Source organism: Vreelandella sp. L-25, from assembly GCF_056857535.1.
Window position 1 is genome coordinate 1 of record NZ_JBSXNH010000012.1, and the last position, 13,042, is coordinate 13,042.

13 protein-coding genes are annotated in these 13,042 nt (G+C 55.6%); 2 read left to right on the forward strand and 11 right to left on the reverse strand.

Features of this window, described 5'->3' with window-relative positions; all coding sequences use genetic code 11:
- Positions 1-227: 227 nt before the first annotated feature.
- The 7 genes from AC13CN_RS00365 to AC13CN_RS00395 all read right to left on the reverse strand — a co-directional run bounded on the left by AC13CN_RS00365 (position 228) and on the right by AC13CN_RS00395 (position 6,743).
- Complete coding sequence (locus AC13CN_RS00365; RefSeq protein WP_483052932.1) at positions 228-1,340, reverse strand: porin; 1,113 nt, start codon at positions 1,338-1,340, stop codon at positions 228-230.
- 264 nt (positions 1,341-1,604) lie between these two features.
- A complete protein-coding gene (locus tag AC13CN_RS00370; protein WP_476294611.1) occupies positions 1,605-2,351 on the reverse strand; it encodes a ProQ/FINO family protein in 747 nt (248 codons plus the stop codon).
- Between the two features lie 21 nt (positions 2,352-2,372).
- A complete protein-coding gene (locus AC13CN_RS00375) occupies positions 2,373-2,912 on the reverse strand; it encodes a dihydrofolate reductase (protein ID WP_058576379.1) in 540 nt (179 codons plus the stop codon).
- Positions 2,909-3,754 carry a thymidylate synthase gene (locus AC13CN_RS00380; protein WP_044630811.1) on the reverse strand — a complete coding sequence of 282 codons (846 nt, stop codon included), beginning with the start codon at positions 3,752-3,754 and terminating at the stop codon, positions 2,909-2,911. Before AC13CN_RS00380 ends, AC13CN_RS00375 begins: the two co-directional genes overlap by 4 nt.
- A 192-nt stretch (positions 3,755-3,946) precedes the next feature.
- Positions 3,947-4,735, reverse strand: coding sequence for a prolipoprotein diacylglyceryl transferase (gene lgt / locus AC13CN_RS00385; protein ID WP_058576378.1), 789 nt, complete (start codon positions 4,733-4,735; stop codon positions 3,947-3,949).
- A gap of 50 nt (positions 4,736-4,785) precedes the next feature.
- The gene (locus tag AC13CN_RS00390; protein WP_058576377.1) at positions 4,786-5,583 is read right to left on the reverse strand and encodes a sulfite exporter TauE/SafE family protein; all 798 of its coding nucleotides are present in this window, start codon (positions 5,581-5,583) and stop codon (positions 4,786-4,788) included.
- Positions 5,580-6,743: a response regulator gene (locus AC13CN_RS00395; RefSeq protein WP_483052933.1), complete on the reverse strand. Its 1,164-nt coding sequence runs from the start codon at positions 6,741-6,743 to the stop codon at positions 5,580-5,582. Before AC13CN_RS00395 ends, AC13CN_RS00390 begins: the two co-directional genes overlap by 4 nt.
- Positions 6,744-6,892: 149 nt before the next feature.
- Between AC13CN_RS00395 and AC13CN_RS00400 the strand changes: the two genes are divergently transcribed.
- Positions 6,893-7,660 (forward strand): NRDE family protein, encoded by a 768-nt coding sequence (locus tag AC13CN_RS00400; protein ID WP_483052934.1) that lies wholly within the window; start codon positions 6,893-6,895, stop codon positions 7,658-7,660.
- Between the two features lie 7 nt (positions 7,661-7,667).
- Here AC13CN_RS00400 and ptsP read toward each other — a convergent pair whose 3' ends face one another.
- A complete protein-coding gene (gene ptsP, locus AC13CN_RS00405) occupies positions 7,668-9,929 on the reverse strand; it encodes a phosphoenolpyruvate--protein phosphotransferase (RefSeq protein WP_058576374.1) in 2,262 nt (753 codons plus the stop codon).
- An 87-nt stretch (positions 9,930-10,016) separates the two neighbouring features.
- Positions 10,017-10,511: an RNA pyrophosphohydrolase gene (locus tag AC13CN_RS00410; RefSeq protein WP_009096477.1), complete on the reverse strand. Its 495-nt coding sequence runs from the start codon at positions 10,509-10,511 to the stop codon at positions 10,017-10,019.
- 163 nt (positions 10,512-10,674) lie between these two features.
- Here AC13CN_RS00410 and AC13CN_RS00415 point away from each other — a divergent pair, with 163 nt between their 5' ends.
- Complete coding sequence (locus AC13CN_RS00415) at positions 10,675-11,331, forward strand: histidinol-phosphatase (protein ID WP_335589560.1); 657 nt, start codon at positions 10,675-10,677, stop codon at positions 11,329-11,331.
- An 833-nt stretch (positions 11,332-12,164) separates the two neighbouring features.
- Here AC13CN_RS00415 and AC13CN_RS00420 read toward each other — a convergent pair.
- Both AC13CN_RS00420 and AC13CN_RS00425 read right to left on the reverse strand, forming a co-directional pair.
- Complete coding sequence (locus tag AC13CN_RS00420) at positions 12,165-12,398, reverse strand: hypothetical protein (RefSeq protein WP_044630754.1); 234 nt, start codon at positions 12,396-12,398, stop codon at positions 12,165-12,167.
- Positions 12,399-12,633: 235 nt separating this feature from the next.
- A partial coding sequence (locus AC13CN_RS00425; RefSeq protein WP_483052935.1) for a group II intron maturase-specific domain-containing protein occupies positions 12,634-13,042 on the reverse strand: 409 nt, incomplete at its 5' end.

Genomic DNA, 13,042 nt, shown 5'->3' on the forward strand with positions numbered 1-13,042 from the left:
GCCTCACGACGAACCCCCTTGCTGTTCAGCTAACGGTTCCCGCTATCAGGGTCCGTAGGGGACTTTCACCCCCAAGTCATCCGGCCAACCACCACGGCGGACCGGATAGCGCCTAATTGGCGCTGCGCGCCATGCCTGGCGCACCACCATAAAAAAACCGGCCCCAAAAGGGGCCGGTTCATTATCTACTACAGGTGTTACAACTTTAAGCTTGGTTTAACCAAGGCTTAGAAGTGGTAACGAGCGCCAGTCAGCCAGTATACGTTGTCGGTCAGGTCGCCCAGAGTGCGGTCACGGTTCAGGCTCGGCGCGTCACCGTCAGCCAGCTCAGCGAATACGTCGAAGTTGCTGGATACTTTGTAGTATGCGCCAGCATACCATGCGTTGCTGTTATCGTTAGCTACGCGCTCGGCACCGTTTTCGTAGAAGCCTTCACGGTTTACGCGGTAGTAGTCAACGTTGAACGCCCAAGGACCCGTGGTGTAGGTAGTACCTACGCCAAACTTGTCGAAGCCGTTGCTGCGAGTCAGCAGGTCGCTATTGTTCTCACGACCTTCGTAGCCCAGACGAACAGACCACTGGTCGTCGATGGCGTAAGAACCGATCAGGCCGCCCAGGATTTCGCCATTGCCGCCGCCACGCTGAACGTCGTCAACGAAGCCCAGGGCTACAGTGAACGGACCTTGCTCGTAACGCACACCACCTTGCGGTGCAATTACGCTGCCTTCTTCACTTGTACCAACCACGTTGCCATCAGTATCCAGACGCGGACCTGTTTCCTTCAAGCCACGCTCGCTGTAGTACTTCAGCTGCAGGAATGCAGTGAAACCTTGCAGGTCAGGCGTGTAGTAACCGATAGAGTCGCCGCGAGACTGCTTCGAATGACCAGCGAACTCTAGGTCACTATCAGCGAAGATGTAAACGTCGAACGGCTGAGATACGAACTGGCTGTAGGAGCTGTCAAAGTTACCAGCTTGGAAAGTACCGTACTGCTTGCTTTGCAGACCCAGGTAGCTCTGGCGAAGTTCGTTGAAACCACCATCGGTGGTGTTCTCATCACCATCAAAGCGCCATTCTAGACGACCGAAAGCCGTCAGGTCAGACGTCACTTCCTGGCTCATGCGCAGACCCAGACGAGAGAAGACGTCTACGAACTCAGGGCCGTTGTCGATTGCTTCGTTATCAGAGTTGAACTCGGGGCCGCCACCTTCGATACCCATGGCGATACGGCCGTATACGTCCAGACGAGTGCCGTCTTGGTCATATACGGTAGCTGCTTGTGCTGCAGCGGAGGCGCCCAGGGCACCAACAATAGCAGTCGCTAAAAGTGTCTTTTTCATGATGTAGGTTCCTTTAACTAGCTTACTGTTTCGATCGTTATTACTGGCCTTCGTAGAAGCCAGCAAGTGGCTTGCGGGCCATGCTCTTTTTCTCATCCGCCGGTTTTTCCCGGTGGTATGCGACATGTCCTCAACAAAGCCTTGTTATAGTCCAATGCTCGCAGGTCAAACTCTATACCGGGATTCCAGGGAACGCAATAGAAAAAAACAGTGTTTTTTTACGATTTGTGTTTTTTTATGGAACCCACAACACGGACTCGGGTCTCAGCGGCCTTCGAATTTTTGCTGCAAGCCTTTTAGTTTCTCTTCCATGGTAAGCGGTTTTTTCTGCTCACTTTTTTCTGGAACGGGCGTTCTCGAGGGGAGCTTCTCATCGTTTGGCGATGAGTTACTCGCGGCTGGCTGCGCTTTATTCGTGCGACTTTTCGCGGGGGGAGCCGGACGCTCCATTCGTTTTTTCGTGGGCGCTTCTTGTCGCCGCTCACTGGCATGTTTCGCGGCTTCTTTGTCCACCTTGCCGGCAGGCTGGCCATCTAAATCGACACGCTCTGCTCCTTCACGCATGGATTTGATATAACGCGGCAAATTGACGTAGTTGGCTAGCGCCCGACGGATCAATTTACTCGGCCAAGGCTCGCGCTCGGCCAAATCCTGGTGAATCCCCACTTTCAAGGGTTTGGTGTGCCCTTTGAAGAAGGCATGCGGGTAACGCTGATACCACTGCTTCAATAACGCTTGCGGCGAGGGTTGCGTGACAGCTTCTGGCGTTACTGGCTCGCTAACCGCCGCTGATACGTGCTCGGGCGCTTCGTTCGGCGCTTCTTCTGCCGCCGCGACATCGGTCTCGTGTTCAGCGGGCGATGCCGTAGGCTCCCCTGAGGCGCGAGTCGATAGCGCGGCTAGCTGCTGTTTCAACTGCTGATTCTCTTTGCGCAGCGCAATGAGTTCGGCCTTGTTTTGTTCGAGCCGTGTTTCTAACGTTTCTAGTAGATGCAGTACGCTGGCGGCCATAACCCCCTCCTTTGACCCAAATCAGTCGCTGACACGCTCGTACACGACGAAGTCATAATTTGGCTGCCCTTCTGCGGGCTGCCCGGCGACTCGCTGAACTTCTTGCCACTCTTCCGTCGAGAACGCGGGGAAGTACGCATCGCCTTCCACTTCTATATCGACTTCCGTGATGTAGAGACGTTGGGCAAACGGTAAGGCTTGACGGTAAATCTCGCCGCCGCCCATGACCATGATTTCTTCTGCCGCTTCGATTGTCGCCTGCTGATCGGCAAGCGCTAACGCAGCCGGTAGCTCATGGCATACGCGCGTGCCTTCTGCACTAAACTGGGCATCCCGAGTCACGACGATATTGAGACGATTGGGCAGCGGCTTGCCAATGGAGGCGAAGGTTTTACGTCCCATGACCAGCGGCTTGGCCTGGGTCATACGTTTGAAGAATTTCAAATCTTCAGGCAAGTACCAGGGTAGCTTGCCATCGACGCCAATGACGCGATTCTTGGCCATGGCGACGATCATCGCAACGGGCACCAGCGGTTCATAGGCGGTGGCTTGCTGACTCATACGGCTACCTTTGCTTTGATATGCGGATGGGACGCGTAATTTTCGATCTGAATATCATCGAAGGTGAAGTCGAATAGGTTCGTGACCTCTGGATTGAGCACGAGCCTAGGCGGTGGCATGGGTGTGCGGGTTAGCTGCTCCTGCGCCTGCTCTAGATGGTTGCTATACAGGTGGGCATCTCCAAGCGTGTGAACGAATTCCCCCGGCTGTAAGCCCGTGACCTGGGCCACCATGCTCAGCAGCAACGCGTAACTGGCGATATTGAACGGCACGCCGAGGAAAATATCGGCACTGCGCTGGTAAAGCTGGCAGGAGAGTCGCCCGTTGGCGACGTAGAACTGAAACAGACAGTGACAAGGCGGCAGCTTCATTTCATCCACTTGGCCTGGGTTCCAGGCCGAGACAATTAACCGCCGCGACTGCGGGTTGGTGCGAATTTGCTCTAGCACATTGGCAATTTGATCCACGCTGCCGCCCTTGGGGTGCGGCCAGCTACGCCACTGGTAGCCATATACGGGGCCCAGGTTGCCCTCTTCATCAGCCCACTCGTCCCAGATACGCACGCCGTGCTCTTTCAGGTAACCGATGTTGGTATCGCCCTTCAGAAACCACAGCAGCTCGTGGATGATGGAGCGCAGGTGCAGCTTCTTGGTGGTCAGCAGCGGAAACCCACGGGAAAGATCGAAGCGCATCTGGTGGCCAAACACCGAGCGCGTACCCGTACCGGTACGGTCACCGCGATCAACGCCCTGTTCGAGCACAGTGCGCATCAGGTCCAGGTAAGGCTGTTCAAGCGCAGGCAATTCGTTCGACGTGGTAAGCGAAGGCGTTGTAGCAGTCACAAGGTTTCCAGATTAACAGCGAGTTTGAGGCTGTATTCTAGGCCGCCCTAAAGGCAACGTCTATGTTAAGGGTGGCGGGAGGGAGCTTTAGCTCGCGATGATGCAGGCACAAGTGCCTGCCCAAACAGTCGCCCAATGAAATTGGCCTCCCACAGACAGGTTTAGGTGGATACTCTGAGCGCCACATCCGGATCATACCTTGGCGTCGATGGGCTTGCCTTTTGACCAGAGCATCAGGAGGAGTCCGAGAATAATCATGGGTAGGGTGAGGAGCATGCCCATGGTGAACCAGCCAAAGGCGAGGTAGCCGATGTGGGCGTCGGGCATGCGGACGAATTCGACCATGAAGCGGAAGACGCCGTAGCCCAGCAGAAACAGGCCGGAGATGAACCCGCGCGCACGAGGTTTGGCCGAGACCCACCAGAGGATGACGAACAGCACGGCGCCTTCCAATACGGCTTCGTAGAGTGCCGAGGGGTGACGCGGCTCTGGGCCCATGCCGGGAAAGGGCATGCCCCAGGGAAGCGAGGTCACGCGGCCGGGCAGCTCATGGTTGATGAAGTTGCCGATGCGCCCTGCCCCGAGGCCGATGGGCACGAGCGGGGCGATGAAGTCGGTGAGGGTGAAGAAAGCCAACTGCTTGCGGCGGGCAAATAGCCAGGCAGCCAGCAATACGCCCATCAAGCCACCATGGAAGCTCATGCCGCCATTCCACACGCGGAAGATCCAGAGCGGGTCGGCCATCCACTGTTCTAATCCGTAAAACAGCGCGTAGCCCAAGCGACCACCGGCGACTACGCCAATGGCACAGTAGAAGAGCAAATCGCCGATATCATCTTTAGTTAAGCCGATACGCGGTGCGCGCTTACAGCCCAGCCACCAGGCAGCGACAAAACCAACTACATACATTAGGCCATACCAATGTACTTGCAACGGGCCTAGGGAAATCGCGACAGGGTCTATCGTTGGGTAGTTGATCATTCACTTTCTCTAATCAAATAAAAGAAACGCTACAGTGTGCCAGAGCGCCATTACGCCAGTATGAAGCGCAATCCCACCACAGCGAGCAGAGCGGCAAAACAGAAACGCAGTACATGGGCAGGCAGCACATGGGCCAAACGCACGCCAATACGGGCAAACGGTACGCTGGTGGCTACGATACCGATAAATGCTGGCCACATAACAAATCCGGTTGCCCAATGAGGCAAGTGCGGGTTCCCCCACCCCACCACGATAAAGGTCACCGCCCCTACCACTGCTATTGGTAAGCCACAGGCCGCAGAAGTTCCCACCGCTTGTGTCATAGTGGCACCGCAGCGAGAGAGCCAAGGCACTGTCATGGCACCACCGCCTATACCGAACAGCGCAGAAATCGCTCCAACTACGCCACCCGCAATGGACATTGCTACTTTTCTAGGGGCAATAGTGCCGGGTTTCGGCGTAAGCCCGATGACCATTTTGGTAGCTAATAGAAGTACGAAGACGCCAAAAAGCGTACCCAGCACGGTGCCCGACAAGTTATCAGCAATAAACACCCCAGCAATCGCGCCTAGCATTAAGCCGGGCAGCAAGGCCATAAACCAAGCACGATGCACGCTACCTTTACGAAAATGCCCAAGGGCTGAAGAAGCGCCGGTAATGACGATAGTGGCAAGCGAGGTGCCAACAGCAAGGTGCATAGTGATCTCAGGGGAAATGCCCTGTAGCCCGAAGGCAAACACCAGCACAGGAACAATAATGATCCCGCCACCAACCCCAAATAGCCCGGCCATCGTGCCAGCGACTGCCCCTAGCGCCAAGTAACTGGCTAAAATGGCTGCAAAGGTCATTGGCTCGGCCTCTCCAGGGCGTGAGGCAACCATTTATTAATCATGCTATGCAAGGTATCCGGTTGATAGGGTTTGGCTAGAAGGTCATCCATTCCAGCGGCTTCGTAGGTATCTCTGCCCGCGTTATCGACATTGGCGGTCAACGCAATCATCACACTGCGCTGCTTTTGATTTGATTGCTCAAACTTACGCCAACGGCGAGTCGTCTCAAGCCCATCGAGAGTGGGCATAAAAATATCCATAAAGACTAAATCATAAAAAGTGGACTGCTGGCGTTCTAGGGCTTGCTCACCGCTACTGACACCTTCCACCTTAAGGCCCTGGGACTCTAACATTTGCCGCGCCAGCATTAAGTTTACCGGCCCATCGTCAACGACCAATACGCGAGGCCGGTGCTCACCGCCCCCTGATAAATCGTCACTGCTTGTCTCATTCACACTCTGCTGCACGAAATTAGCTAATAGTGAGCGGATATCAGCAAGGCGTTCACGCAGGTGGGTTACGTTCTGGCGGCAGTTCTCAGACGCATCCTCCGTTAGCATGCTGCCAAGGTGCTCAAAAAGGCTATCGGCTTCTCGTTGCATCAACGTTAGGTAGCCTGATTTAAGCCGAGACTCCTCTCTTGCCCGCTCCCTGCCTGCCATTAAATGTTTGAGTTGCTTCTGCTGGTGATGCAAGTCATCCAACAACGCTTGGTCACTCCTAGCATGACCATCCTGTGTGACCACATGACCCGCTTTATCAAGCGCTCGAATAACCCCTTCTAGCTGGTCGTTCGCCAGGGTAAGCCGCTGGCAGGGCTGTTCATCGGCCTTCGGCTCAACAAGCGCTGGTAAAGAGTTAAGGGCCACCCTCCTGCGCAGCTCGTCAATACGCTGCTCAAGCTCGCTAAGCCCCTGCGTGAAGAGTGTGTCCTTATACTTGCTCCGCGCTTTGATTAACATTAAAAAAACGCCTACATTCATGCAGCTGCCCAACAGAAGGGCAAGCATTAGCCACACCGTGGTTGCCCATGACGCTTGGCTGGGTGACATTAGCCAGATAACGGCTCCTACCAACACACATAGCAGGACAAGCGCGGCCTGAACCAGTAATAATGGCCATAGAACTGGCCAGATAATGGCATTCCAGAAGTGCTCTCGCTGATAGCGTTGTGTCATTCGCGATGTCCCAGTTGGCAGGGCGTTAGGCTAGTAGAGATAGCCCGCATCATTAATCACGGTGCGAAAGTCAGTGTACGTCTCCACCGGAAGCGTGTCATGTCGCGCCACTTAAGTATGCCCCGAACAATGCCTATTATGAGTCATTTATGTGTTTAATTACGTTTCGTTGGTCACCCGATAGCCACACTCCTCTACGCTTAGCGGGTAATCGTGATGAGTTCCATGCACGCCCTACTGCTCCACTGAGTGCGTGGAGCGACAAAGCACTGCTGGGTGGCAGAGACTTGGAAGCGGGTGGTACATGGCTGGCAGCAAATCGATACGGCATTGTGGCGGCACTTACCAACGTACGCGATACCACCTTACCCACGCCCCCTAACGCGCCCAGCCGAGGCGAACTGGTGGCGGGGGTACTTAGCAGTGACAACCCCGCCGCATGGCTAGACACCATGGCGAGCCACCAAGCCGAGCGCTACGCTGGCTTTAATTTATTAGTCGCTACCACCCACCAATGCTGGCATCTGCACCGGGGAAGCGATGGCATATCCCTTGTTAATGTGCCGCCCGGGGTTCATGGGCTTTCCAATGCCAGTTTGAATACACCTTGGCCTAAACTACAGGCTGTACGTTGCGCTATACAGGGTAGTAATAATCACCTATGGCGGCCCGCCACGCGACAGGCGCTGCAAAACCCAGGGCAAGCCGCCGATCACTTGCTACCCGATACGGGGGTTGGCGTTACTCTTGAGCGTCAGCTCTCAGCGGCTTTTATCGTCGGCGAGCAGTACGGCACCCGCGCGACTACTTGGCTGACGCTTAGCCACCGGGGCGATGTGGCTATCACCGAGCAGCGCTTTGGACCGCTCGGGCGCTTTACTGGCGAAACGACACTTACGGCGCTATGCCAACGATAGTAGCTTATTAATCACGAGGGGGCAGTAGGTGCGACAACTGCCACTCATCCAGCCGTTTATTAAGATGCTCATGGACCAGTGCGGGCGTATCCAGCCGCATGATCTCTTTGAGCAACGTTTGCGCATCGGCCAGCGTGACCCGACGAATCGCGGCACGCACTTTTGGCAAGCTGGGGGCGTTCATGGAAAGACTGGTAAAGCCCATCGCCATCAACAGCAGCGCGCCTGCTGGGTCACCCGCCAGCTCACCACACAGCGAAATAGGCTTATTCAGCCGCTTCGCATCCTGAGCCAGCTCTTGTAAAGCGCCAAGTAGCGCGGGATGCAGCGCATCGTACAGGCTAGACACCCGCGGATTGTTACGATCCACCGCTAGCAGGTACTGGGTAAGGTCATTACTGCCTACCGAGAAAAAATCGACACGCTTAGCCAGCGCGTCCATTTGATAAATAGTCGCGGGCACTTCAATCATGACCCCCACTTTTGGCCGCTCAACCTTAATACCCTCTTCGCCCAACTCTAAGATGGCGCGATCAAGCAGCCGTATTGCCTCATCGACCTCCTCCACATTGGTGATCATGGGGAGCAGCACGTAGAGATTGCCTAAATCGTGGGAGGCTTTAAGCATGGCGCGCAGCTGTACCATCAGAACTTCAGGATGATCCAGGGTAACGCGCATACCCCGCCAGCCCAGGAACGGGTTGGCTTCCTCAATCGGGAAATAGGGCAAATCTTTGTCGCCACCGATATCTAGAGTACGCATCACCACCGGCAGCGGCGCAAAGCCTTTCAACTGCTCGCGGTACATGCGCATCTGCTCTTTTTCACCTGGGAAGCGCTCGGTAATCATAAATGGCACTTCGGTGCGATAGAGCCCCACCCCGCCAATGCGGCTTTTCAGCAGTGCAGAGGCATCCACCGCCAAGCCAGTATTCACCATCAGCGGCATTTCATGGCCGTCGGGGGTTCTGCTGGGCAGATCCTGTTCATGCTCCAGCACTTCGCTGAGCACTTTCTCTTCGGCAATCAGGCTAGCGTAGCGGGTTTGCAGCTCGGCGGCAGGACGCACAAATAGCCGCCCCCGGTGGCCATCTAGCACCACGGGCGCACCGTTCAGGCGTGGCAGCGGCAGGTCTACCATTCCTAATACCGTGGGAATGCCCATGGCACGGGCGACAATCGCCACGTGAGACGTACTGGAACCACGTACCGACACCAATCCTTTTAGCTTGTCGCGCGGCACTTCGCCCAGCATGGCCACACTGATTTCATCGCCAACTAAAATGGCGCTGTCTGGATAGGTTTCCGGCGTGGAAGGCGTATCTTCTTGCAGGTGCGCCAACACGCGACGGCCCAGGTCGCGAATATCTGCTGCCCGCTCGCGCAGGTAGTCATCATCGACACGTTCTAGGTATTGCACATGGCGGCGAACGACATCGGCGAGCGCCCCCGGCGCCCACTGCCCTTCCCGAATGCGCTTTTCGACCTCTTCGGAGAGTGCCGCTTCGCCCAACATCTGTTGGTAGACGTCGAACAGCGCTAGCTCCTGGGAAGAGATCCGGTTAACCAAACGCTCTGCAGCGGCACGAATCTCATCGCGGGTTTTGCCGATGGCCTCTTTTAGCCGGGCAATTTCGTACTCCTGGTCGCTGGGAATAAGATCAGGAACGCTATTGAGGTCGGCGGGAGGAGTGATCACCACGGCTTCGCCCATGGCCATGCCGGGTGAGGCCGCGACCCCTTTGAACATCGCCTGGCCACCGGGTAGCGCGGGGCGAGTGAGATTACCGGTGGCTAAGGCATGAGCCAGCACGCCCGAAAGCTGTGCCGCCATGGTGACCAGGAAGGCTTCATCTTCGTCATCGTAGCGGCGCTTTTCCGCCTGCTGCACCACCAGCACGCCGAGCATGTGGCGCTGGTGGATAATCGGCACCCCAAGAAAGCTTGAATAACGCTCTTCACCGGTCGCTTCAAAGTAGCGGAAATGGGAGTGCGACTGGGCGTCTTCAAGGTTGAGCGGTTCACTGCGCTTAGCCACTAGCCCCACTAGGCCTTCCCCCAGCGGCAACACGACACGACCCACGGCTTGGGTACGCAGACCAATGGTTTCCATCAGAACCAACGACTCCAGCTCTTTATCGTAAAGATAAAAGGAGCACACGTCGGTCTGCATGGCTTTGCGTATGCGGCGCACCATGGTCGACAGCGCGGCGTCGAGGTTCCGTGCGCCATTCACTTCTTGAATAACGCGTCGCAGCACCTCAAGCATGGACGTTTTCCTATTCACTATTATTTGCCTCGCTGAGGGATTGTCCGGCTGGGCTAACACTGCTTTTATCCTGCAATGATGCGCGCGTTATCCTTCGTTATCTTGTGCCAAGCGCTGCACGCGAGGAGAAAGCTCTCTTAGCGCACGCCGATAGACCTCTCGTTTAAACGGCACCACTTGCCCTAACGGGTACCAGTAGCTAACCCATCGCCAACCGTCGAATTCCGGCTTGGGCGTGGCCGTCATACAAATACGGTTTTCTTGGCAACGAATTTTGAGTAAAAACCACTTCTGTTTTTGGCCAATACACACTGGCCTTGAGTGGGTACGAATCATGCGTCGTGGCAGACGGTAGCGCAGCCAGCCCCGGGTGCAGGCGACAATATCAACATCGTCGGCGGTTAAGCCGATCTCTTCGTGGAGTTCACGAAAAAGCGCTTGTTGTGGCGTCTCGCTTGCCTTAATGCCTCCCTGGGGAAATTGCCACGCATTTTGCCCTACACGACGCGCCCAAAGCAGCTGCCCCTGGCTATTGGCAATGATAATGCCAACATTGGGGCGAAAGCCGTCAGCGTCGATCACGGACATCACCTTCATAAATTTTCAGTTATGCCCATTTTTCCACAAGGGAGACAAGCGTATCAATACAATATCACGCTAAGTGGTGAAACCTAGGTGACTCTGCGATAATCCGGCGCTTTGTATCCGACGACCAACGTCCAACATTAACCATAAGGGGAGCGCCGTGAGTCTGGCCATTTTCGATTTGGACAATACGCTGCTATCCATCGACAGCGACCATGCCTGGGGTGAGTTTCTGGTGGAGCAAGGCGCAGTGGACCCGGTGGCCTACCGCGAGGCCAACGAGCGCTTTCTCGCCGATTACAACGCGGGCACTCTGGATATGGCGGCATTTTTGGAAATGGCGCTGAAACCGCTGGCTGAAAACACGCCGGAGCAGCTGGCGGCGTGGCACCAGCAATTCATGGCCAGCAAAATCGAGCCGCATATTCTGCCCAAAGCCGAGGAGCTGCTGGCCCGCCACCGCACCAAAGGCGATACGCTGCTGATTATCACTGCCACCAACCGTTTTATTACCGGCCCCATTGCCGAGCGCTTAGGTGTTGATGATTTAATCGCTGTAGAGCCGGAAATGGTCGATGGCCGCTATACTGGCCGTGTTGACGGCGTGCCCAGTTACCGCGAGGGTAAAGTCATCCGCCTACAAGCGTGGTTGGAAGCCCAAGACCTCACGATGGATGGTGCGTGGTTCTATAGCGATTCTCACAACGATCTACCGCTACTTGAGAAAGTTGATCACCCGGTTGCCGTCGACCCAGACGACACCCTGCGTAAAGTGGCTGAAGAACGGAACTGGCGGATTATGAGCCTGCGGGATTAAGGTAAGTGTCACGCATTTCGTGAGATGGCGACAGCCGCCTCGATATCACCACCGTAATTCATCCAACCTAATGCCACCATCGGCACCCCTAGCGGGGTGCTTCGCGGGTGCGCTCCGCTTACGCCGCGCTACAAATTAGCCCACCTCAAGTACGTGACACCCGTAGCGCGGCGTAACGAATCTTGCGAGGTAACGAGCAAATGAGACACCCGCGGGGGCGGCGATGAGCCGCCCGGATTGGGCTAAAGTGAATCATCAAATCTCTGAGCCGCCTTCGGCACCCCTCACGGGGTGCTTCGCGGGTGCGCTTCGCTTACCACGCGCTACAAGGTGCCCACTTCAAGTACGTGACACCCCGTAGCGCGGCGTAACGAATCTTGCGAGGGACGAGCAAATGAGGCATCCGCGAAGGCGGCGATTAGCCGCCTGGATTGGGCCACCGTGAATCATTCAATCTCGGTGACGACATCTACTCTTAAGAACTCAAGAGCATATTCAAAGACATAGCTTTGCCTGGGTGCTTAGCTGCCAATTTGGCATCGTCTGTGACCAATGTTGTTTGCGTCACCGTGGCAGATGCAGAAATGATGCTGTCAGGTAATTTCATCTGAGTATGACGACGTGTGTTGATCGTCTCTATTTTTACCGAGTGGTTGAGCTCGACGCGTGTCAGCTTGGCTAATAAAGCTGAAATAGCCTGTTCTTCTTGAAGGGGTCAACCTGGGAATCCCAACAGTTCAAGCTCAGTGATCACGGAGTAAGCGTAATAGGCAGGCGGCAGGCATAGCTGTCGCTCGATCGCGTTGATAAAAACGTTTGTATCGAGCAAATAGTTACCACTCATCCCGCATGCTCCGTTGATATTCGACCCCTTCCTGGGTTGTCAGAGTGGGCGCTTTGACAGACGAGAAATCGAGACCGGATGACGGCCCAGGCTCGCTCGGCTCTGATGTGCTGTTTTCATACAGCACCACAATCCGGGCATGCCTGTTTTTTAAGTCTCCATATTCGTCCGGGATTTTAACCATACCGTCTTGAATGTCTGCCTCAAACTCAATCGCCTGCATACCCTTCTCCTCTAACGGTGCCGATGAGTGCCCCAGCGTTCTTACGTCTTTATCTACCGCTGCTCTATTCGACACTCTTTTCATCAAAAATTCGAGGCGCACATTGACTCGTGGCGCTCACCCTATTGGAGGGTCGTACCTGCGCAGCCAATACCGACAGCGAGTAGGGTGAGGCGTTACCGCCTCATCCCTCTCACAGAACCGTACATACGGACCACGTATACGGCTCATGCCATTAACTTACCCCGAATTCGGGGACAGTGATGCCGGTTCTGACCCTGGTCAGATCCAATAACCGTAAGTCATTATGCAGGTAGGCATTGGGGATCGCATGGTGGGCCAGCGGTGAAGCGGCATTACGCCAGCTTTGCATCTTGATGAACTTAAACGGCGGGCGATAGCCCAGCTGTTTCAGCCTCCGATGCAACCGGCCCGGCTTTTTCCACTGCTTGAGCTGGAGGCAACGTAACCGCCGCCTTAGCCAACTCATCACCTGCTTTAACACCCTCGCGCAGTTCGCCACCCGGAAGTAGTTGGCAAAGCCCCGTAACACCGGATTCAGCTCACGTATAATGGCCGCGAGTCCGATGCCCCGGTTTCGCTTCGTCAGTGCTTTGAGCGTTTGCTTGAGTTTCACCACCTTC